The organism is Priestia megaterium, assembly GCF_046599315.1.
In the GTDB taxonomy this organism is placed as follows: Bacteria; Bacillota; Bacilli; order Bacillales; family Bacillaceae_H; genus Priestia; species Priestia megaterium_F.
Window position 1 is genome coordinate 45,705 of the sequence record NZ_JBKIKC010000015.1, and the last position, 20,491, is coordinate 66,195.

The window sequence follows — 20,491 nt, forward strand, 5'->3', positions numbered from 1 at the left end:
GAGTGCTTTTGTATTACACTTATTAAGTACGTAATTATAGATAATTGATCTATATTGTTCTCACTTAAGAGTAAACTGGCTTTTCTATGAGAGCCTTTTCAATATCTGTTGTTTTTAGTTCCAGTAATTTCTTTAGGAACTGTACAGTTTTCTTAGCACGTTGGGTTTCTTCTATTCTCGTGTTATTTTGTTCAAATTCATTAAGGTATCGCGTAATTGCTTTTTTATAAGCAGTTGTTTTGATTAACCACTCACCTAAAAGCTGTTTGGTGGCTTCTCGCTCCTCTTCATTTTTAACGCCAAATAAGCTTTGCATCTCTGGTTCCTTTAATGTAATTAAACTGAGGTTTTCGTTCATAACTATCCAAAAATAATTTTGTTGATGATCATAATATTTATGTTCTTCTAATAAAAGATAATCAATTTCAAACTTAACCTCATAGAATGGGTTAGTTACAGTTGGGATACTAAGTTCTTTAATCTTAATGTTCTTTATTAAATCTACATATAGTTCCAAACCATGGGTAGTCTTAATTCCTTTGGCATTTAACAAATCCATCATACTTAAACCTCTAATCATATTAAAATAAACACTATCCATTTAAGATAGAGGAACGTTAGCATTTCCCGAGAAGCTAACGTTCCTTTCCATCTAATTACTTATTTTCAGTTAAAAGATTTTAGTTTTTAACAGCCTTTTTCCAATCAGCTGCAAATTTTTCAATACCTTGCTCAGTTAAAGGATGTTTCACTAGTTGTTCAATAACAGCATACGGAATCGTTGCAATATGAGCTCCGGCAAGCGCTACACGTGTCACATGATCCGGATGTCTGACAGAAGCTGCAATAATTTGTGAATCAATGTTTTGTACACGGAACAGTTCTGCAATCTTAGAGACCAGGTGGACACCGTCTTCTGAAATATCATCTAAACGTCCTAAGAATGGAGATACATAAGTCGCACCTGCACGAGCTGCTAAAAGTGCCTGGTTCACCGTGAAAATAAGTGTTACGTTTATTTTCACTCCTTTTTTTGCAAGATAGCGTGTTGCTTCTAGGCCAGCGATTGTCATTGGAAGTTTAATAGTAATATTTTTGTCGCCGCCGTTAATTTTAATTAATTCTTCTGCCTGCGCAATCATTTCTTCTGCTGTTTCAGCATCTGGAGTCACTTCTGCCGAAACTGATTCTACTTCAGGTACTGTTTTTAGAATTTCTTCAATGCGGTCTTCAAATTTTACTCCTTCTTTTGCCACTAAAGATGGATTAGTTGTCACACCAGATAAAACGCCTACTTTATATGCTTTCTTAATATCCTCAAGGTTTGCAGTATCAATAAAGAATTTCATGATTTTATTCCTCCATTAGGTTATTTTTTTACTATATCCACTATTATCCCAGTTATTTTTTTTCTACAGCATGTCCGCCAAATTCATTACGAAGAGCTGACACAACTTTTCCTGTGAATGTATCATTTTCTAATGAGCGATAACGCATTAACAGAGACATTGCAATAACCGGTGTAGCTGTTTGAAGATCCAGCGCTTCTTCAACTGTCCATTTTCCTTCACCAGAAGAATGCATAATACCTTTGATCTCGTCTAGTTTTGCATCTTTAGAGAAAGCACGTTCTATTAATTCCATCAGCCATGAGCGAACGACTGATCCATTATTCCAGACTCTTGCTACTTTTTCATAGTCATAATCAAATTCGCTTTTTTCTAACACTTCGAACCCTTCGCCTATCGCTGCCATCATTCCATATTCAATTCCATTATGAACCATTTTTAAGAAATGCCCACTTCCTGCTTTTCCAGCATAGAAGTATCCATTTTCTACAGCAGTATCACGGAAAATAGGTTCAACAATTTCCCATGCTTCAGGGTCTCCCCCAATCATATAACAAGCCCCATGACGAGCCCCTTCCATTCCACCTGAAGTTCCCACATCCATAAAGTGAATCCCTTTTTCTTTTAATTCGTTATAACGACGAATGGATTCTTTATAGTGAGAGTTACCGGCCTCAATCACAATATCTCCCTTTCCTAAAAGAGGAGTAACTTCACCAATAACTGAATCTACAACCGTATGGGGAACCATGATCCAAAGAACCCTGGGTGTTTCCAGTGAATGAACAAGTTCCTTTAAACTAGATGTGCCTGTAGCACCATACTTTCTCATTTCTTCAACAGCATCTGGATTCACATCGAATGCGACAACCTCCTGGTATTGATCTAATAGATTCTGTCCTAAATTTACGCCCATTTTTCCTAAACCAATTAATCCGACTTTCATATTCATTGCCTCCTACAGCTAATATTTCTTATAGATACAAGTTGGCTTTTACAAACTGATCCTTCTCTTTTCGTCTACAACTACATGATAATGAGGGAAACATGAGGTTGTTTCTGTTCTCCTTCCCCATATCTTTTATTTAAGCGTTTAATACACTTCTAGTAAGTTCAACAACATTTTCTGTCGTAAACCCAAATAATTTCATAACCTCTGCTCCCGTTCCTGACGCACCGAATGTGTCAATCGATACTATTTTCCCTTCAGGTCCTACATAACGTTCCCATCCGAGAGAAATCCCCATCTCTAATGACACACGCTTTGTTAAAGAAGAAGGAAGAATTCGCTCTTGATAATCTTTTGGTTGATGACTGAAAAGTTCCCAGCTTGGCATAGCTACAACACGAACCGAAACACTTTCTTTCTCCAGTTCAGTTTTTACATTTGTGGCTAAAGAGACTTCAGAACCTGTAGCAATCAAAATTATATCTGGCTTTTCATTTGTTTGTGTTAATACATAAGCCCCTTTAGAAAGATCATCTAAGTTTCCTTTTGTCTCCTCAAATACAGGTAAGTTCTGGCGGCTAAGAACTAAGGCAACTGGACCTTCAGTTTGTTGTAACGCATAAGCCCAAGCACTAGCTGTTTCATTTGCGTCAGATGGACGAATGACCGTAAGCCCAGGTATAGCACGAAGAGCTGCCAGATGTTCCACGGGTTCATGAGTAGGACCGTCTTCCCCAACTGCAATCGAATCATGGGTAAACACATAAGTAATCGGTAACTTTTGTAAAGCTGCCAGACGGATAGATGGACGAAGGTAATCATTGAACACAAAGAATGTGCTTACAAAAGGCTTTACTCCTCCATGAAGAGCCATCCCATTTCCTGCAGCACCCATAGCATGTTCTCGAACGCCAAAGTAAATATTTCGGTTCCCGAAATATTTATCCGAATAAGCTCCTTCTTCTTTTATATCAGTCATCGTAGAGTGAGATAAATCGGCACTTCCACCAAAAATAGAAGGAACTGATTTCACAAAATGATTAATCGCTTCTCCACTTGCTACGCGAGTTGAAATAGCTTTTTCTGTATCGAATGTTAAAATGTCTTTTGCTTCTATTAAAACTTTCCCTTCTATAGCATCTTCTAACTCTTTTGCCAATGAAGGATGAGCTCCTTTATAAGAGCTAAACAATTCTTTCCATTCTCTTTCTTTTTCAATCCCTTTTTGTTTTAGTTCTTCAAAATGAGATTTTACTTCTTCTGGAACAAAGAAATCCTCTTCATAATTCCATCCATACACTTGCTTAGTTGCCTGTGCCTCTTCTATTCCAAGGGGATTTCCATGAGCTTTATTTGATCCAGCTACTTTCGGGCTACCAAAACCGATAATCGTTCTAACTTCGATAAGAGTTGGCTGATTTGTGTTTTGCTTTGCTAATTCGATCGCCTTTGTGATATCATTTACATCATTGCCCTCTTCCACTCTTAAATATTGCCAGTGAGCAGATTCAGCTCGTTTTTTAATATCTTCAGCAAAAGAAAGGTTTAGTTCCCCATCCAAAGAAATATCATTTGAATCATATAATACAATCAGCTTGCCAAGCTTCATATGGCCAGCCATCGACATCGCCTCGTAAGAGATTCCTTCCATTAAATCTCCATCTCCAACTAGGGCATACGTATAGTGATTAATCATAGGAAATTCTTCTTTATTAAATTTTGCAGCTAAATGTGCTTCTGCCATGGCCATTCCTACTGCATTGGCAATCCCTTGACCTAAAGGACCTGTAGTAGCCTCCACACCATCGGTGTGGCCAAACTCAGGATGACCTGGTGTTTTACTGTTTAATTTTCGGAAACTCTTCAAATCTTCTATAGACAAGTCATACCCACTTAAATGCAACATACTGTACAACAAGCTAGAACCATGGCCAGCAGAAAGAACGAAACGATCTCGATTAAACCATTTTGAATTCTGAGGATTATGTGTTAAATGATTTGCCCATAAAGCATACGTCATTGGCGCGGCTCCCATAGGAAGACCTGGATGACCAGAATTTGCTTCATTAATAGCATCAATAGACAAAGTTCGAATTGTATTTATAGCAAGTTTTTCAATGTTAGTATTCATAGATGTTGTTATCTCCTAGCAATTTTATTATTTTGTATTAAACTGGAACAACTAATGTTGAAGGCTCCAGATTTTCTTCATCTAGCCACCATTTAAACCCATCTTCCTTCAGCAAACTATTAGCTGCATCTGGACCATAGGAACCAGATGGGTACAAATAAAGAGGTAAAAGATTTTCTTCAAAAGCCTCTAGTACAGGTTGTACCCATTCCCAAGCTAATTCAACTTCATTCCAATGGGCGAAGAATGTTGAATCCCCTGTTAAAGCATCAAAGATTAGACGTTCATATGCTTCAGGTACGCCCTTTTGCTCTGTCGCAAACTCCACTCTAACCGGTTCAATTTTTCCGTTCTTCAATGGATTTTTACTATTCAACTGTAAGGACACATTTTCATTTGGATTAATTTCAATAATTAAAAGATTTGGTTCAACTTTCTCATTTTTATTTTTGTAAAGTTCTTTTAAAGAATCTTTGAATTCAATGACAATTCGAGTTGACTTCTCTTTCATTCTTTTACCTGTACGAATGTAAAATGGGACTCCACCCCAGAAAGAATTATCAATCCATAAGCGCGCAGCTACAAACGTGTCATTTTGAGAAGCAGAATTAATTTTAGGTTCATCGATGTATTTTACAACGGGCTGACCATGAATTTCCCCTGCATCATATTGACCTCGAATAACCTGCAAGCCTACATCTTCTTTCTTTATCGGACGAAGTGATTCCATCACTTTTCTCTTTTCATCACGAATTTCTTCTGAACTAATTTTTTTTGGAAGGTGCATAGCAGTCATCATTAAAAGTTGTAACATATGATTTTGAACCATATCTCGAATTGCACCTGCTTGGTCATAATAGCCAGCTCTTTCTTCTACTCCGACCGTTTCACTTGCTGTAATTTGGACATTAGAAATATATTGATTATTCCATAATGATTGAAGAATAGGGTTCGCAAATTCTAAAGCCTCCAAGTTTTGTACCATAGACTTTCCAAGATAATGATCAATTCGATAAATTTCATCTTCTTTGAACGCTTGACTTAATTTTGTGTTTAAATCTCGCGCAGATTTCAAATCATGCCCAAACGGTTTTTCAATAATGAGACGCTTCCATCCTTTTGTAGAACCTAGTCCACTTTCTTTGATGTTTAACGCAATGAGATCAAAAAAATCCGGTGCCACTGATAGATAAAACATCCGATTTTCTGGAATGCTTAGCTCTTCTTCACGACGTTGAACAAGATTTAATAAATCTTTATAGTCTTCCTCATTTGTCGCATCCAAGGCTCTGTAGCAGAAAAAACTTATGAAGTCTTCCATTTTAGAATGATCATTTGTCAATCGTCTGGAAAAGGTTTCTACTGATTGTTTCACCTGGTTTTGAAAATCTACATCAGAAATCTCTTCTCTACCTGATCCAATAATAGAAATTGTTTGAGGGGTTTTCTGATCTAAGAATAAATTATAAAGAGCAGGGAAAATTTTTCTTTTAGCCAAATCCCCTGTCGCCCCAAATAAGACAAAAGTCATTGAATCCATTTTACAAACCTCCTTTTAGCAAAATTATTAATTTGAATTTACATTGAGTAATCTTACTCCCTTTTTACGCTTACGTCAACGTTAACGTTTGGTCCTTTTTATGTCAGCATACCAAAAAGATGAGGAATAAAGTTCCCTTGATTTTAGGAATTCATTTCATCCCGAAAAGTTTGCCCTTTTTTTCATCAAACATGTGTACAAATATTAAAGTATGAGCAATAGATAATCTCTGTTCTTACATTATCTGCATCAAATCACACTATGCAGCAATGTTTACACATTGTGGTACTACTTGAACTTTCCTAGCAAGACTATGCAAAGATCACTATTCCCCTTGTTCAAATCGAATTATTGCTTTTTGAGCACGATCTCGAAGTGAAAGTAAATCAGCTTCTACTTTTAGAATATTGTTCTTTTTTTGCTCGATTAATCTTAACTCCTCCTCTACAGTGTGAAGGACCTTTTCTAGCTTTTTCTTTTGTTGACTTGTTCCCTTTACCTGTCTATAATCCAACCTTTGAAGTTCTAATGTTTCGCTAAGTTTGAGGAATTCCTGTAATTCTTGAAGTGAAAATCCCATTACTTCTTTAGCATTTATAACTTTCTTTAAAAACTCAACATCCTTTTCTGTATATAGCCTATACCCACCCTCGCTACGTGTAGGCGAAGGTAAAAGCCCAATTTGCTCATAATAGCGAATGGCACGCTTTGTTAATCCACTTCTTCTGGCCACATCATCTATTCTTAATTCATTCATAAATAAGCTCCTTTTTAAAAATTTATAAATTCACTAGTAGATAAAAAGTTATTTTATATTGTACAGCATTTCCAAACTTTTCTCTAAAAGTTAAAAAATAAGTTCTATAAAGAAAATAGTAGACAATAAAAAAGTTTGTATAAAACAACTAAATTTAACGTTGACGTCAACGTTAAATGAGATTATAATTTATTCGTACAATAAATGGAATCATATATAGCGTTTTAGATGAAAATAAGAAGTAAATAGGATGACCGAGATTTCTCTCCTTCTATTCTTATTTTTAAACAGCTCTTTTAAGAGATGAGAAGCTTGTAATCAACAAATTATATAAGGAGTTTTTAAGTTATGAATGAAGAAAAACTGAATGCCCAAAGTCAGTCAAGTAAGCAACCTCTTGTCGTTTGGGTCATATTCTTTGCAACGATCATTTCCTTCATGGGATTAGGTCTTGTCGATCCTATTTTACCAGCCATTGCAAGTCAGCTTCATGCTACTCCTAGCCAGGTTTCGTTATTATTTTCAAGTTATAATTTAATAACAGGTGTAGCTATGCTGATAACAGGTGTAGTTTCTAGTCGAATAGGAATTAAATGGACGTTATTAACGGGTATCTTATTCACGATTGTTTTCTCTGCACTTGCTGGGTCGTCTAATGGGATATGGCAAATTGTGAGTTTCCGCGGTGGTTGGGGGCTTGGTAATTCATTATTTATTGCTACAGCATTATCTGCTATCGTTGGCCTATCTCTAGGAGGGACAGCCAAGGCTATTATTTTATATGAAGCTGCCATTGGATTAGGTATTTCAGTAGGTCCATTACTTGGTGGTGAATTAGGTTCTATTTCATGGCGTGGTCCTTTTTATGGCGTCAGTGTCTTGATGATTGTAGCATTTTTAGCACTTCTACTAAAAATGCCGCAAGTAGCCAAACCAAAGGTTAAAAGCTCTGTACTAGATCCTATTAAAGCATTGAAATTTCCTGGTTTATTTAGGCTCGGACTTACAGCTTTCCTTTATAACATTGGTTTCTTTACATTAATGGCATATTCTCCATTTGTTATGAATTTAGATGAGCATGGATTAGGTTATGTTTTTCTTGGATGGGGACTTTGTTTAGCTATCACTTCTGTGTTTGTCGCTCCAAGACTACAAGCAAGATTTGGAACGATTAAATCTATGTGTACAATGCTCATTTTATTTGCATTAACCTTACTAGCGATGGGAATTTGGACAGATTCTCCAACTGTCGTCATTATTTCAGTTATTGTTGCTGGTCTTTTCTTAGGTACAATTAATACTCTCATTACAACAGCCGTTATGGAGGTTGCACCCGTGGAACGAGCAACAGCTTCTGCTGCATATAGTTTTGTTCGTTTTATTGGAGGAGCAATTGGTCCATGGCTAGCTAATAAGTTAGCTGAAACCTATTCTCCACATGTTCCATTTATAACAGGAGCTATTTTCGTTCTTTTAGCTATGCTTGTCGTTGCATTTGGGCGCAAACATCTGTTGCACGTTGATAAAATCACCCATTAAGAAAACTTAACAGGATCAATGAGTATAACTCTTCAAATTTAAATGACATCTAAAAATAAATGCTCTTTCTACTAACGATTATGGGGAAAAGTCCACCTTGAAAGGAGAACTTATATGTACAAAAAAATTCTAATAGCATTTGATGGTTCAAAGCCCTCTGTTTCTGCCCTGAAACATGGAGCAAGACTAGCCAAAACGATGGGATCAGAACGAATAACAGTCGTGCATATTAATCAAGAACTTCCCCTACAGGAACCTGTTCTTAATATTGATCTAGATAAATTAATTGATGACGAAGATCAACAGCTTTTATCTTCAGTCGTTCAATTTCTTTCTGAATCAAACGTTGAGTATGACGTGCATGCTTTTCATGGAGATCCTTCAACTATAATTACATCGTATGCAGAGAAAGAAGGTTACGATGTAATTATAGTAGGGAATAAGGGAAAAGGTATGATAAAAGAAGCGTTGCTGGGAAGCGTAAGCCATAAAGTCGCACATTCTGCTGACTGTCCAGTGATCATTGTAAAATAAATTTTCATATAGTTTCTAAATGGTCTTTCATAAGAGCATAAATGATTTTCTGCAGGGTGTACTTTAATAAATAAAATATAGAATAATTGGTTTAACTTTTCTTAATAGAAAGAAGCTGAACTAGCATCTGTTGGCGTTTCTTTTTATCAGAAAAGGTTGACTCAACTAATTTACATGTGGAGTGAGAACGGATGGATAAAGATCTCGTTAAACTAATAAGAAAAAGTTACAACATGAATCAACGTGATTTTGCCAAAGCAGTTAATTGTAGTTTTTCACTAATTGCTTTAGTTGAAGTTGGAAAAAGAAGAGTAACAAAGGATCTTGAGAATAAAATTAAAGTTGCCTTTAATCTTGACGATCTAACACTATCTACCTTTGTAGTTGATTTTTTTGAAAAAACTAGTTAATTTATACTTTTAGCATAAGAAGTTTATTTTTATTAAAATCCTTTTAAATTGAAAAGCCTTTGCCATTACAGGCAAAGGCTTTTTTTGACGAGTTTCTTCTATTGTACAGTATTTTTATCAAGATAAAAATTTAAGTTCCTCTGTTAAAAGCAAATAAGCTTTTTTATCTTTCTTTTTTAAGGAATGATCAATTTCCTCAAGGATCTTACTTTTTTTGAAATTCTTCATAATCTGTTCCAAAAACAATTCAGCCAACATTTCATCACGTAAATTTGGATCGACTCGATCCATTTCATTAAGAACATTATTTTCCATAAAACGTCAAACCCTTTATCTTTTCTCTTTTGCAAACAGTATTCCCATTTGCACTCTTTTTATGCAAGGTTGATAGATGAAGTGATATATAGAATAATATGCATAATTACGCTCCTATTTCCTTTGAGGTATTTTTCATATGTCTTCAATTAGATAAAAAAAGATATCACTACATCATTAATAACTAATTGTTCAAAGAGAAAAGATAAAAACTAACTTTTAAAGATCAAGGTCTTATTAATTATACTCATTGACGACAAATGATAATTTCCACTTCATATTCTATACTACTCTATGTTCTACTTCCCTTTTAAGAAATTTTTTTATCATCCTTTATTTCAACATAAGATTTATAAACATTTAGCATTAACGTGTTTTTAATAAGGTGAATTTATTTTAAAATATAAGATAAATTTATTTTATATAAAGAAGTAAATGAATAAACTTACTTATAAAAATTATAATTTTACTATTTACTCCAACTGACGACAAATGGGCGATTTTTCTACAAAATAGATAAATATAAAATTACTATAGCAAAAGTACTTTACTATTTACTTAACATTATAGAGTTTCCATATATGTTTCTCTTTATAATCTATATACTTACTCCAACGTTCTTCTTGGTTAATATAATCATCAAACGTAGCATTTCTAACTACAATATAACCACCACATTCATCTGCGGTCTGTTTTGCAATGGACTGTGTGTCAAAGGGAAATGCGACCAATTCATTGTTTGTAAATTCGTAACTAGAGATTTCTTTCCTTTTTACGTTTCTGCATGATTCATTTACATAATATAACTTACCTACCTTTATAAAATAGTATGGATATTCTTTGTTAGGCAACTTACTCCCCTCCATTTCTACACCCTTCAATTGCTTTATAAGTAAATATTAACCTGTTATTTGGATTTAAAAACCTAAAATCCTTCTAAAAAAGCCACTCTTTTAGAGTGGCTTCAATTAAGCAAAAGTTAATGTAAGAGTTGCCAAGGTGTAAAAAATTACTCATAAAAAAGGAGAATGGATATCCATTCTCCCTTCAGCCATCAATTATAAAGTTGTATTAGAAACGTCCTCCGCCAAGTTGTTGCTCAGCCATTTGTACAAGACGCTTTGTGATTTCGCCACCTACTGATCCGTTTGCACGTGAAGTTGTATCAGCACCAAGGTTTACACCAAATTCGCTAGCGATTTCATATTTCAATTGATCGATTGCTTGTTCAGCACCACGTACTAATAATTCATTGTTGTTGCTGCTTTTGTTGTTTGCCATGTTGTGTCACCTCCTTATTTCTTTTAAGTTTCCTATTGTAGAAGAGATGTATTCATGGTAAATAGTGGATGTATATTTCCTTATACGACTGATATACTAACTTTTAGAAACAAATAACACTTTAAAAAGTGGGATTAGATGTTTCACTTCCTTGTGATAAAGACTAAACGGTTGCCATGTACAAAAAAAGGATGACAAACATGTTTGTCATCCTTTTTTGCTTTTTAATAAGCTACCACTTTGACTACTATTAAATAGGTAATAAGAGGGCTCTCTTTTTATTTAATTGTTGAAAGACATAATTAAGGTGGTTAGAATCATATGGATAATTATCATTTGCATGATAAAATCAATCCCTGTGTTTATATTTCAAAAATTTTTAATGATCCTTCTAAAGCCTTTGCCTATTAAAGCAAAAGCTTCTTTGTGACGATCTTCTTCTATTCCTTTGATGCACTTGTAGATTGTGCAACACCAACTAATGTATCATTAAAATAAAATTCGATAGCTCATGAGACTTAATTATTAATAAATAAGAAAATGAAGTAAGTTTAAACCTATCACATTCTCCATCAAAGTTATATAAATGATACCCAAAACCATACCACTAGTTAAAGAAAAAATATATATAGTGGACCTTTTGTGATAGTTATAATTATGTAAAAATGATAGCAAGGAGGCAAAGGAAGTGTTTAATGATTTTAAGCTTGCCGAGGATCGTCCGTTTTATATCCAATTAAAGGATTATTTTAAAAAAATGATTATGAAAGGACACCTTCTGGAGCACCAGAAGCTCCCGTCTACCCGAGAACTTAGTAAATTATTATCCGTCAGCAGAAATACAGTTCTCACTGCCTATGCGGATTTGGAACAAGAAGGCCTAATCTATGCAATAAAGGGAAAAGGAAATTTTATAGGGAAAGTCGATACATCCAAAACTCTATCTATCGAGATTAACTGGAAAGAAAAGCTTAATGAAGGTATCTTGTTAGCTGATGAATTAGATTTAATGAAGCACGGTGTTCGCTGGGAAAAAGGCATGATTTCATTCAATAGCATTGCCCCAGACGAAAAGCTTTTTGACGTCGAAAACTTTAAAAGGGCTTTTCTGAACAGGATGTCCATTGAAGGAGATATCCTTTTGAACTACGGATACGCAAAAGGTTATAAACCTCTAATTAATTACCTTCTTCACTATATGGAAATGAAAGGGATAGATATTTCTAATAAGGATATTCTTATCACAAATGGCTTCACTGAGGGCCTAGATATTTTATTGTCTTCTTTAACTAAAAAATCTGGGCGTATTATATGTGAAAATCCTACCCATCATTCTGCATTAAAGCTTTTTCGGTTACACGGACTTGATATCCATGGTATAGAAATGAAGGATGATGGTATCGATATTAATCAATTGGAAAAAAGCTTATCCGAATCGGATTTTGATTTTGCATATCTAATCCCCTCCTATCATAATCCAACCGGGATTGTCACCTCCTCTGAAAAAAGGACTGAAATCATAAAACTCTTTTCAAAATATCAAATTCCTATCGTGGAAGATGGTTTTAATGAGGAGTTACGTTATTCAGGTTCCCATTTAGCACCTTTATTGACTTTTGCCGGATCTGGAAACAATGTTATCTATATCAGCAGCTTTTCAAAAATTCTTTTTCCAGGATTACGTGTTGGTTGGATTTTAGCAGATAAGGAATTAATTCACTGGTTGGAAAGTATGAAAAGGGCACGAACCATTCACACATCTACACTGGATCAGGCAGTACTTTTTCAATATTTACATGATGGCTATTTTGAAAAATACTTAAAAAAGACCAAGTCAGTTTATAAGAAAAAATACGAATTAGCCCGTCATGCTTGTAATAAGTATATTCCATTAAATAGAATGACTGGGGATGGAGGACTTCATCTTTTTATAGAATTAGAAAAAGGAATTAATTCGCGTCCACTTTTGAAAAAATGCTACGAAAAGGGAGTTGTTTTTTCTCCTGGGGATGTTTTTTATATAGATGGAAGAGGAAGTAATACGTTTCGATTAGGGTTTTCTAGATTAACAGAAGAAGATATTGTACGTGGAATTAGGATAATTGGTGAGACAGTGAAAAATACAAATTGGGAGTTGGAAAAATGAAAGTAGGCGTTATTATGGGAGGAGTATCCTCCGAAAAACAGGTTTCTCTTATGACAGGGGAAGAAATGATTGCACATTTGGATAAGAGTAAGTACAAAGTCGTGCCTATTAAATTAAATAGCAAAAAAGAACTTATTGAAAAGGCAAAGGATCTTGATATTGCCTTATTAGCTCTTCACGGACAATACGGGGAAGACGGTACGATTCAAGGTACCCTAGAAACCCTAGGTGTCCTATATACTGGAAGCGGCATGCTATCAAGCAGTATTTGCATGGATAAAAATATGTCGAAAAAAATGATTCGTTATGAAGGCATTCAAACACCTGATTGGATTCATCTTTCAAGAATGGAAGAGCTTCAGTTTGATAAAATAGATAAAATGGAGTATCCGTTAGTAGTAAAACCAAATTCAGGTGGTTCTAGTGTAGGGGTAAAGATTGTATACGATAAGGATTCTTTATTTTCCTCTCTTGAGGATGTATTCAAATGGGATTCTGAGGTAGTAATCGAAAAATATGTAAAGGGTGAAGAAATTACATGTTCTATTTTGAACGGAAAGCTTTTACCGATCATTTCAATTCAACATACGGCTGATTTTTTTGATTATCATGCGAAATATGATGATAGCGCTACAATTGAAGAGGTTGTAGGACTTCCGGCTACGACTCATGAACGTGTCGCTGAAGCTGCAATAGCCTGTTATAGAGCGCTAAAATGCAGTGTTTATGCCAGAGTAGATATGATTATAAAAGATGAAGTTCCTTATGTTATGGAAGTGAATACATTGCCGGGGATGACGAAAAATAGCTTACTGCCCAAAAGTGCTCATGCTGCGGGAATTCCCTACAACAAGCTATTAGATATGATTATTGAAACCTCTTTACAGGTTAGGAAAAGCGAAGATTTCTAATAGAATAGAAAATGAAGTGCTGGATTGCATTCAATATTTAGAAAATTTTGATAAATAATATGAAGTCAATGTTATTACATATAGGGGGAATACTTCGTGACTGATTGGTTTCAATTAGATAAAGAATATTTAATGTCTACGTATCGGCGAATGCCGGTGGCTGTAAAAAAAGGAGAAGGTTGTAAGCTTTATGATGTAAATGGGAAGGAATATCTTGATTTATTCTCTGGTGTAGGAGTGAATATATTAGGCTACAACCATCCTAATATTGTAAAGGTGGGCTATGAACAAGTTAAAAACTGCTTACATCTTCCATTTCATTTCTTAAACCCAGTTGCTATTGAATATGCAAAAAAATTAGTTGATTATTCATTAAAGGATGGGAAAGTTTATTTTACAAATTCTGGTGCGGAAGCTACTGAGACAACCTTAAAACTAATCCACAAGTACAGGTATATAACAGGTCAAAAACGTGATGGAGTAATTGTACTCAAAGAAAGTTTTCATGGACGTACATTAGGTGCCCTTCATTTTACAAGACAGGAAAGCGTATATCAGAACTTTCCTCATACGTCTATTCCTGTATATGAAGTGGAAAGAGAGAATTTAAAGGAATTAGAAAGAACCATACTCAAGGAAAATCCGATTGCTATTATGCTAGAACCAATATTAGGAAGTGGAGGGATATACCCTTTATCGAAGGAATATTTAAAGGGTGTCGAAGAGCTTTGTAGACAGTATAATATGTTATTTATTGTTGACGAGGTGCAAAGTGGCATAGGGAGAACTGGAAAATTATTTGCTTATCAACATTTTGATATTACACCTGATATTATTCAATTTGGTAAAGGCGCAGGAGGCGGTACACCCTTAGGAGGAATAATCGTAGGTTCACTGCTTTATGATATATTTTCACCAGGTGATCATGGAACAACATTCGCACATTCTCCAATTGGTACGGCTTTAGGATTAACTGTATTAAACACATTAATTGATGAGGGTTTAATGCAAAAGTCTTTTGAAATGTCCTTATATTTAAATGAAAAACTTCAAAAAATCCAGGAGGAGAACTCTTCTTTTATCGGAGAAGTACGTCATTGTGGAATGATGTTTGGGATCAGTATTCATGGCACTCATAAAAACGCAGAGAAACTACAGTTAGAATTACTGAATAAGGGCATACTAGTGGACACTACAAACGGAAACACTATTCGTTTACTCCCCCCTTATATTATTACAAAGGCAGAAATCGATGAATTTATTAATCAATTTATTTCCTGTATCCCCAAACCAGTAACCTCGACAAGCAGATTGTGATATGTGAGGTCTTTGATTATTTGGAGTATAAACGTAAAATTATTTGTAAAAGAGAGTATTAAGGAGTGAAACGAGCAAACTCACTGCTATCAGAGTTTGCTCTTTGTATTTAATTCTTAGATGCCACTATTTTTAACTTTTCTACGTCCTTTTTTGCATTTAAAGAATGCATCCTGCGATGACAGTTTGGGCATAAAGCAACTGTGTTTTCAGTCGTATCTTCGCCACCTTTAGATAACCATTCAATGTGATGGGTTTCTAAATAAGGCTCGCCCTTCTTAGTATGAAATAGAGCAGGTTCTTCACATAATTGACAAACGCCATTTGCTCTTCTCTTAGCATACTCTGAAACGTACACATCTCTTTCATATCCCTTTGTAACAACCATTCGAGAACCCGGTGTATAGGAAGCGCGTGATGCTCTTTTCATTAACTCCTCTTGCGTCAGCTTTTTTGCTTTTTCCCCTGAATTTTCTCTCTGGATTTAAAAAATTCTGTTGGAATCAATACCTCATTGTGTTCATTCTTTAAACTTAAAGGAAATACCCAAACAAGTCGGAGTTCGTTATTTCTGTCGAGTTGTTTCTCCTGATAAGGATCATCTGACAGGTAAACCTCACCTTGGAAAACATATTGATTCTGCTTAAATACTTCAAATAAATATACAGTTACATTCGTATGAATTGATTGATATAGCTTTTTGTTTTGACTATAATCTAAGCTCTGATGCCCTACTTGCCCCATCCCTGTATAGTGAAACACATTGCTAATCTAACGATCATCATACAAAGACTTCGTATGGTCAGAACTGAGAACTAAAGCATTTGTACGGTGTGAATACCTCATTCCCCCAACCATTGCACATTTAAATGTGCTCATTAGTTCTTGATTTGTTAAAACATCAGAAGGTTGTAATCCGTGTTCGAAACTCATATATTCTCTCCCCTCAGTCTTTTTACTATGGGAATATCAGCAGGAGCAAAATCAAACCTTGCTAATTCTTTTATAGTGATCCATTTTACATCATCATGGACAACTGGCGTGATCTCGCCATTCATGATCTCTGCCCAATAGAATAATAGATGAATAGCCTGATCTTTGAAGCCATATACATTGTCGTCATAAAAAGAGCCAATTTCTACTTCTACTCGTAACTCTTCTCTTATCTCCCTTACTAGACACTCTTCAGGTGTCTCACCAGGTTCCAACTTGCCGCCAGGAAATTCCCATTTGCCGGCCAAAGGGTCTTTTGAATGCCTTTGAGCGATTAATATTTGATCTTTCTCTTTTATAATTGCAGCCATAACTTTCTTCATAAGAACACCTTCTTTAAATTTTCTGTATGGTTTTTCCTTTATTTTACCTGAATAGAGTGTTCATTCTCAATGTGGGACATTTTATTAATTGCTATTACTTGTAATGATCTTATTGTTTCATAACGAAGGATATCTTTTTAATCTTTCAGAAAGAAGTGTATCAAATGGATATGTAAAGAATTAACGAGAAAATAAACCAAGTATAAGCCGGTTAGAAAAAAGAAGCAAGAATTCAAATTGCAAATAAAAAATTAAGAGGTTTAATTGAAGAAAAAAACGGGAAAACAGCACTCATTTAAAACTAGTTTAATTCAATAAAACGGATAAAAGTAATAATATTGTCATATAAAACAGAAGAAATTGACGAATAAAGGGAAAATATAGCTAATGCCCCAGATTATTGTTGAAGTTGCCAGAAAAAGAGTTTAATATGAAATTGTTAGCAAATCTGACACACAATTATTGGGGGTAGGAGAAATGAAAAAAGTAACATTTGCTTTGGCGGCAGCGTTAACATTTGGGGGAATTGGTACCATAGCAACTACAGCATCAGCAGAATCAAACGGTTTAGACAAAGACTGTTCTGATTTCAAAGGTCAACCATATCAAGCAGTAGTAGACTACTGGAATTCAAAAGGATACACAGCAACAAACGATCCTGAGAGATTAGATGGCTGGGGTAATAAAGTAGATGATGGTATTCCTTGTGAAGCTCCATCCGACTATGATACTTCTAAGATTAACGGGATTGGTAAGAAAGAAGAAGCTACTTCAGAAGAAACAACTAAAGAAGAAACTGCTACTGAAGAGCAACCAGCAAAAGAAGAAACTGCTACTAAAGAAGACAATTCTTCTTCAGAGCAAAAAGCTACTTCTGACAAAAAAGAAGGCGAAGAGCTTCCTGAAACAGCAAGTAATAATCCACTTGGTGTAGCGGCTGGTTTAGCTGTTGCGGCGGCTGGTGTGGTAGTATTTACTCGTCGCAAGAATTCAAAAGCATAATATAATAGATATATAAAATAAAAGGGGCGGGATTATTCCTGTCTCTTTTTTATAGAGGTGCAGTTTTATGAGAATATTAGGTATTTGTCTATTTTTGATAGGTATTTCCCTAGCCGGCTATTCATTTTTTGAGTGGAATTTAGGAAGATCATCTTCAGAAACTCTATCTCAGAAGGAAATAAACCATTATGAATTAAAGGAAAAAGAAGATGTTGACCGACAAAGTACTAAAGCGAAACAAGAAGATTCAGCTAGCGATGTGGATCTAGAGGAAGTAGAGACAAAGTCTCCAGAGAAAATGGAGGATTATAATTATAACAAGGGTCAAAAAGTAGCGAATCTTGTTATTCCTAAACTCGAATTAAAATACTCAGTGTATTGGGGAACAGATGCTGATACCTTGAAAAGAGGCATAGGGATGTTTGTTAGTGATTTAACTACTACTCCAAAGGGAATAGGGCATACAGTACTAAGTGGGCACCGCGACACCGTATTTACAAGGCTAGGTGAACTTAAAACGGGTGACAATCTAATTGTAGAATTTGATAATAAGCTTTATGAATACCAAATTAAAAAGATTTGGATTACAAATAAAGAAGATCGGACAGTAATTGTTCCTAAAGATAAGCCTACGCTTACACTAACAACTTGTTATCCATTTGATATGATTGGAAAAGCACCTGATCGCTACATTATTCAAGCTGAAATGATAAATAACTAAAAGCGACTTACGAATACTAGGTATGTTGCTTTTTATTGTGTTTAAAAGTTTTTTCCGAATCTCCAAAAATCCCTGGTAAAAAACTAGAAATCTAATAAAGGAAGACTTAAATCAGTCCTCTTTTATGTGTTTCTTTTTCTATTATCTCATTAAAAACCGTTCATAAAAGTGCGTGAATTCAGTAAGACGTTCGTAATTTATTTTACAACAAAACTGAACGTTAAAAATGATAGATTTCTTATATATAAGAAAAGTCCGTAAACGTATAGTTTTACGGACGAGGCATTTGATTTTATTTCAAAACGTTAAAAAAATATAGATGTCTTAAAATAAACTAAAGTGAAGTGGTAAAATATAGAATAAACGATATGCTTAAAGCATATCGTTTTTATTTATCTAGAATGAGAGGTGCTGCTATGAAGAAGTATTTTATTACTACTATCATGATAATGTTTTTTGTATTTACGTCTTATTTCATTTTTCATAAATTTATAAGAGACGATAACTCAACTACAATCTCACAAGTTGGAAAAAGTCCTGATAGTGGTGATCGTGAGGAGCAGAAAGTGAATACTATTGAATATGGCTTATATAGTTCGAATGGGAAATATATTGATAATGGAAGTACCATTTCTCCCGAAAATGATGAAGCAAATGTAAATATCTCTATAAATCATAATTGAAATGAACAAAGAGAATACGGTTTAATCGTACTAGAAGACTTTAAACAAGTCTCCTTTAAACTTAAAAATAAGAAAGAATTTACAAAATATCTTTTTACTATGAATCCGTACTCATCTAAAGATATAGGTGTAAGAATTCCTATTAAGTCAAACACGCAAGAGCTTACAATTTTATTGATAAAAAAACCTAGCTACAAATTAAAAGAGATGGATCTTAACAAAGCATCCATACTAGAAGAGGTTTTAAGCATGCGTTATCCAATTAATCATAAGAATAAATTGGATAATTCAAAACAGATAGAACCCGATGCCACAGTAAAAGATGGACTGAACGAAGGTATGTTTATTACAAACGATATACATAAGCTGCAATCTGTAATGGTTGGAAAAGAAGGTGAAAAGCTATGGTTCTCTACTGGAAATGATACAAGCAAATCATTGAAATATGCAATTATAGCCCTTAAGGATTGGAAGCAGACCAAAGTTATTGATAATCAAGAGGTATTATATACAACAGTACCAGGGCTACAGCGCAAGCTTTTTAGTTTTACGTTACCTACTGTAAAAGATGATAGCAATTTTCAATTAATAGCTTTTCCTTATCCATATCAAGTAAGTAAGGATAACTATGTCAGTCAGCAAGCATTTGGCTCATTTAGGGCTGTAATAGAACAAAGTCGTCATAGTAAGTAGGAAGAGATCAAAGGCAGCTTTTTATACATTCTCCTCTCAACTGACAAACGAGAAAATCTAGTCATATAAAGGATGTACAGAAAGCTACATAAAAAAGAATGACATTCTATATTGAGCCCTTATTCCTAGAAGGGTTCTTTTTGATGATGTGTTCCGGAAACGGTGATTATGTTAACTAATTTTGCATGTGATATACATTTTTTACCTCATTTTTTACTGTGTAATAATTCCTTTAGGATATTAGCCTAGGACCCGTACCATCTCTGCTTGCATACCTCTTTGGCCATTCACTACTACAAAAGTAACCTTTTGTCCTTCTTTTAAGCTTTTAATAACAACCCCTTCAGTCCCTTTAGTGCGTTCAATAGCTGTAAAATGGACAAAAAGATCAGGTCCACTTTCTGGTGTAATAAAGCCAAATCCTTTCTCATCATTGAACCACTTAACTGTCCCAACCTGTCTTTCTGTCATATAAATCTTCCTCCTAAAGTATCAGTATTTTTTTGTTTCGATAATGGTGATTATGTTAACTGAATTTATATATTATATACATGCTCTATTGGTGAATATTCTTATTACCTTTTCCCTTTAAAGCTTCCACTACAGATATGATTATTAGGGAGATAAGTGATGAGATGAAAGCAGTAAAACTGATTGCTCCTACTTCCATACCAGTCCATCCTCCGATAAAGAAACTTACTATAAAAACAATAACATTCAGTATTCCTACAATTAGAGGTACTACATATTTTAGGGTAGAGTTCTTTCTGCCAATTACATATGACAGTATGATTAAGATAGCGATCATGATTATAGAAATTATGTGAAAATCATCTATTATTAACCTACTTTAGTTTACGATATACATATTATCATAAACTTCTAAGGCTTATGGAA

25 protein-coding genes are annotated in these 20,491 nt (G+C 34.6%); 10 read left to right on the forward strand and 15 right to left on the reverse strand.

The window, feature by feature from the left end; genetic code table 11:
• Positions 1-64 precede the first annotated feature (64 nt).
• The 6 genes from ACLHDF_RS26220 to ACLHDF_RS26245 form a co-directional block, all read right to left on the reverse strand.
• Complete coding sequence (locus ACLHDF_RS26220; RefSeq protein ID WP_413921471.1) at positions 65-562, reverse strand: hypothetical protein; 498 nt, start codon at positions 560-562, stop codon at positions 65-67.
• 118 nt (positions 563-680) lie between these two features.
• A complete protein-coding gene (fsa, locus tag ACLHDF_RS26225) occupies positions 681-1,349 on the reverse strand; it encodes a fructose-6-phosphate aldolase (protein ID WP_413921472.1) in 669 nt (222 codons plus the stop codon).
• A 52-nt stretch (positions 1,350-1,401) separates the two neighbouring features.
• Positions 1,402-2,295 carry a phosphogluconate dehydrogenase (NAD(+)-dependent, decarboxylating) gene (gene gnd, locus ACLHDF_RS26230; protein ID WP_413921473.1) on the reverse strand — a complete coding sequence of 298 codons (894 nt, stop codon included), beginning with the start codon at positions 2,293-2,295 and terminating at the stop codon, positions 1,402-1,404.
• A 139-nt stretch (positions 2,296-2,434) separates the two neighbouring features.
• Entirely contained in the window at positions 2,435-4,429 is a 1,995-nt protein-coding gene (gene tkt, locus ACLHDF_RS26235; RefSeq protein WP_413921474.1) for a transketolase, read from the reverse strand.
• A 37-nt stretch (positions 4,430-4,466) separates the two neighbouring features.
• Positions 4,467-5,969, reverse strand: coding sequence for a glucose-6-phosphate dehydrogenase (gene zwf / locus ACLHDF_RS26240; RefSeq protein ID WP_413921475.1), 1,503 nt, complete (start codon positions 5,967-5,969; stop codon positions 4,467-4,469).
• A 325-nt stretch (positions 5,970-6,294) separates the two neighbouring features.
• Complete coding sequence (locus tag ACLHDF_RS26245; protein ID WP_413921476.1) at positions 6,295-6,726, reverse strand: MerR family transcriptional regulator; 432 nt, start codon at positions 6,724-6,726, stop codon at positions 6,295-6,297.
• A gap of 348 nt (positions 6,727-7,074) precedes the next feature.
• Between ACLHDF_RS26245 and ACLHDF_RS26250 the strand changes: the two genes are divergently transcribed.
• The 3 genes from ACLHDF_RS26250 (at position 7,075) to ACLHDF_RS26260 (ending at position 9,209) form a co-directional block, all read left to right on the forward strand.
• On the forward strand, positions 7,075-8,265 hold the full coding sequence (locus ACLHDF_RS26250) for an MFS transporter (RefSeq protein ID WP_413921477.1): 1,191 nt from the start codon (positions 7,075-7,077) through the stop codon (positions 8,263-8,265).
• A 114-nt stretch (positions 8,266-8,379) separates the two neighbouring features.
• Positions 8,380-8,799: a universal stress protein gene (locus tag ACLHDF_RS26255; protein ID WP_413921478.1), complete on the forward strand. Its 420-nt coding sequence runs from the start codon at positions 8,380-8,382 to the stop codon at positions 8,797-8,799.
• Positions 8,800-8,990: 191 nt separating this feature from the next.
• Entirely contained in the window at positions 8,991-9,209 is a 219-nt protein-coding gene (locus ACLHDF_RS26260; RefSeq protein ID WP_413921479.1) for a helix-turn-helix transcriptional regulator, read from the forward strand.
• A 117-nt stretch (positions 9,210-9,326) separates the two neighbouring features.
• Here the strand turns inward: ACLHDF_RS26260 and ACLHDF_RS26265 are convergent, their stop codons facing one another.
• The 3 genes from ACLHDF_RS26265 to ACLHDF_RS26275 form a co-directional block, all read right to left on the reverse strand.
• Positions 9,327-9,524, reverse strand: coding sequence for an IDEAL domain-containing protein (locus ACLHDF_RS26265; protein ID WP_413921480.1), 198 nt, complete (start codon positions 9,522-9,524; stop codon positions 9,327-9,329).
• Positions 9,525-10,078: 554 nt separating this feature from the next.
• On the reverse strand, positions 10,079-10,375 hold the full coding sequence (locus ACLHDF_RS26270) for a hypothetical protein (protein WP_413921481.1): 297 nt from the start codon (positions 10,373-10,375) through the stop codon (positions 10,079-10,081).
• A gap of 220 nt (positions 10,376-10,595) precedes the next feature.
• On the reverse strand, positions 10,596-10,805 hold the full coding sequence (locus ACLHDF_RS26275; RefSeq protein WP_061860438.1) for an alpha/beta-type small acid-soluble spore protein: 210 nt from the start codon (positions 10,803-10,805) through the stop codon (positions 10,596-10,598).
• 688 nt (positions 10,806-11,493) lie between these two features.
• Here ACLHDF_RS26275 and ACLHDF_RS26280 point away from each other — a divergent pair.
• From ACLHDF_RS26280 to ACLHDF_RS26290, 3 genes are all read left to right on the forward strand, one after another.
• Positions 11,494-12,951 (forward strand): PLP-dependent aminotransferase family protein, encoded by a 1,458-nt coding sequence (locus tag ACLHDF_RS26280; RefSeq protein ID WP_413921482.1) that lies wholly within the window; start codon positions 11,494-11,496, stop codon positions 12,949-12,951.
• Entirely contained in the window at positions 12,948-13,862 is a 915-nt protein-coding gene (locus tag ACLHDF_RS26285; protein WP_413921483.1) for a D-alanine--D-alanine ligase, read from the forward strand. Before ACLHDF_RS26280 ends, ACLHDF_RS26285 begins: the two co-directional genes overlap by 4 nt.
• A gap of 96 nt (positions 13,863-13,958) precedes the next feature.
• Entirely contained in the window at positions 13,959-15,179 is a 1,221-nt protein-coding gene (locus ACLHDF_RS26290) for an aspartate aminotransferase family protein (RefSeq protein WP_413921484.1), read from the forward strand.
• A gap of 109 nt (positions 15,180-15,288) precedes the next feature.
• Here ACLHDF_RS26290 and ACLHDF_RS26295 read toward each other — a convergent pair whose 3' ends face one another.
• The 4 genes from ACLHDF_RS26295 to mutT are packed head-to-tail and all read right to left on the reverse strand — an operon-like array spanning position 15,289 to position 16,495.
• Complete coding sequence (locus tag ACLHDF_RS26295; RefSeq protein WP_413921485.1) at positions 15,289-15,609, reverse strand: HNH endonuclease; 321 nt, start codon at positions 15,607-15,609, stop codon at positions 15,289-15,291.
• 14 nt (positions 15,610-15,623) lie between these two features.
• Positions 15,624-15,923 carry a hypothetical protein gene (locus tag ACLHDF_RS26300; protein ID WP_413921486.1) on the reverse strand — a complete coding sequence of 100 codons (300 nt, stop codon included), beginning with the start codon at positions 15,921-15,923 and terminating at the stop codon, positions 15,624-15,626.
• Positions 15,924-15,950: 27 nt separating this feature from the next.
• Positions 15,951-16,112, reverse strand: a complete 162-nt coding sequence (locus ACLHDF_RS26305) for a hypothetical protein (RefSeq protein ID WP_413921487.1) — start codon at positions 16,110-16,112, stop codon at positions 15,951-15,953.
• Positions 16,109-16,495, reverse strand: coding sequence for an 8-oxo-dGTP diphosphatase MutT (gene mutT, locus ACLHDF_RS26310; protein ID WP_413921488.1), 387 nt, complete (start codon positions 16,493-16,495; stop codon positions 16,109-16,111). Before mutT ends, ACLHDF_RS26305 begins: the two co-directional genes overlap by 4 nt.
• 477 nt (positions 16,496-16,972) lie before the next feature.
• Here mutT and ACLHDF_RS26315 point away from each other — a divergent pair, with 477 nt between their 5' ends.
• From ACLHDF_RS26315 to ACLHDF_RS26330, 4 genes are all read left to right on the forward strand, one after another.
• On the forward strand, positions 16,973-17,497 hold the full coding sequence (locus tag ACLHDF_RS26315) for an LPXTG cell wall anchor domain-containing protein (RefSeq protein ID WP_413921489.1): 525 nt from the start codon (positions 16,973-16,975) through the stop codon (positions 17,495-17,497).
• A 67-nt stretch (positions 17,498-17,564) separates the two neighbouring features.
• Positions 17,565-18,218 (forward strand): class D sortase, encoded by a 654-nt coding sequence (locus ACLHDF_RS26320; RefSeq protein WP_413921490.1) that lies wholly within the window; start codon positions 17,565-17,567, stop codon positions 18,216-18,218.
• Positions 18,219-18,634: 416 nt separating this feature from the next.
• The gene (locus tag ACLHDF_RS26325; RefSeq protein WP_413921491.1) at positions 18,635-18,901 is read left to right on the forward strand and encodes a hypothetical protein; all 267 of its coding nucleotides are present in this window, start codon (positions 18,635-18,637) and stop codon (positions 18,899-18,901) included.
• Positions 18,902-19,150: 249 nt separating this feature from the next.
• Entirely contained in the window at positions 19,151-19,594 is a 444-nt protein-coding gene (locus ACLHDF_RS26330) for a hypothetical protein (protein WP_413921492.1), read from the forward strand.
• Between the two features lie 240 nt (positions 19,595-19,834).
• On the opposite strand, the gene ACLHDF_RS26335 is transcribed toward ACLHDF_RS26330, so the two are convergent.
• Positions 19,835-20,065, reverse strand: coding sequence for a cold-shock protein (locus ACLHDF_RS26335; RefSeq protein WP_413921493.1), 231 nt, complete (start codon positions 20,063-20,065; stop codon positions 19,835-19,837).
• An 85-nt stretch (positions 20,066-20,150) separates the two neighbouring features.
• The gene (locus ACLHDF_RS26340; protein WP_413921534.1) at positions 20,151-20,435 is read right to left on the reverse strand and encodes a YesK family protein; all 285 of its coding nucleotides are present in this window, start codon (positions 20,433-20,435) and stop codon (positions 20,151-20,153) included.
• Positions 20,436-20,491 lie beyond the last annotated feature (56 nt).

What these genes read in the sequence shown, in the direction of transcription:
- ACLHDF_RS26275 (WP_061860438.1), bottom strand. Translation starts at nt 10,805, where the DNA reads ATGGCAAACAACAAAAGCAGCAACAACAATGAATTATTAGTACGTGGT.
- ACLHDF_RS26295 (WP_413921485.1), bottom strand. Translation starts at nt 15,609, where the DNA reads ATGAAAAGAGCATCACGCGCTTCCTATACACCGGGTTCTCGAATGGTT.
- ACLHDF_RS26315 (WP_413921489.1), top strand. Translation starts at nt 16,973, where the DNA reads ATGAAAAAAGTAACATTTGCTTTGGCGGCAGCGTTAACATTTGGGGGA.
- ACLHDF_RS26220 (WP_413921471.1), bottom strand. Translation starts at nt 562, where the DNA reads ATGATGGATTTGTTAAATGCCAAAGGAATTAAGACTACCCATGGTTTG.
- ACLHDF_RS26265 (WP_413921480.1), bottom strand. Translation starts at nt 9,524, where the DNA reads ATGGAAAATAATGTTCTTAATGAAATGGATCGAGTCGATCCAAATTTA.
- ACLHDF_RS26285 (WP_413921483.1), top strand. Translation starts at nt 12,948, where the DNA reads ATGAAAGTAGGCGTTATTATGGGAGGAGTATCCTCCGAAAAACAGGTT.
- ACLHDF_RS26245 (WP_413921476.1), bottom strand. Translation starts at nt 6,726, where the DNA reads ATGAATGAATTAAGAATAGATGATGTGGCCAGAAGAAGTGGATTAACA.
- ACLHDF_RS26335 (WP_413921493.1), bottom strand. Translation starts at nt 20,065, where the DNA reads ATGACAGAAAGACAGGTTGGGACAGTTAAGTGGTTCAATGATGAGAAA.
- ACLHDF_RS26330 (WP_413921492.1), top strand. Translation starts at nt 19,151, where the DNA reads ATGCGTTATCCAATTAATCATAAGAATAAATTGGATAATTCAAAACAG.
- fsa (WP_413921472.1), bottom strand. Translation starts at nt 1,349, where the DNA reads ATGAAATTCTTTATTGATACTGCAAACCTTGAGGATATTAAGAAAGCA.
- gnd (WP_413921473.1), bottom strand. Translation starts at nt 2,295, where the DNA reads ATGAAAGTCGGATTAATTGGTTTAGGAAAAATGGGCGTAAATTTAGGA.
- ACLHDF_RS26260 (WP_413921479.1), top strand. Translation starts at nt 8,991, where the DNA reads ATGGATAAAGATCTCGTTAAACTAATAAGAAAAAGTTACAACATGAAT.
- mutT (WP_413921488.1), bottom strand. Translation starts at nt 16,495, where the DNA reads ATGAAGAAAGTTATGGCTGCAATTATAAAAGAGAAAGATCAAATATTA.
- zwf (WP_413921475.1), bottom strand. Translation starts at nt 5,969, where the DNA reads ATGGATTCAATGACTTTTGTCTTATTTGGGGCGACAGGGGATTTGGCT.
- ACLHDF_RS26255 (WP_413921478.1), top strand. Translation starts at nt 8,380, where the DNA reads ATGTACAAAAAAATTCTAATAGCATTTGATGGTTCAAAGCCCTCTGTT.
- tkt (WP_413921474.1), bottom strand. Translation starts at nt 4,429, where the DNA reads ATGAATACTAACATTGAAAAACTTGCTATAAATACAATTCGAACTTTG.
- ACLHDF_RS26305 (WP_413921487.1), bottom strand. Translation starts at nt 16,112, where the DNA reads ATGAGTTTCGAACACGGATTACAACCTTCTGATGTTTTAACAAATCAA.
- ACLHDF_RS26325 (WP_413921491.1), top strand. Translation starts at nt 18,635, where the DNA reads ATGAAGAAGTATTTTATTACTACTATCATGATAATGTTTTTTGTATTT.
- ACLHDF_RS26300 (WP_413921486.1), bottom strand. Translation starts at nt 15,923, where the DNA reads ATGGGGCAAGTAGGGCATCAGAGCTTAGATTATAGTCAAAACAAAAAG.
- ACLHDF_RS26250 (WP_413921477.1), top strand. Translation starts at nt 7,075, where the DNA reads ATGAATGAAGAAAAACTGAATGCCCAAAGTCAGTCAAGTAAGCAACCT.
- ACLHDF_RS26320 (WP_413921490.1), top strand. Translation starts at nt 17,565, where the DNA reads ATGAGAATATTAGGTATTTGTCTATTTTTGATAGGTATTTCCCTAGCC.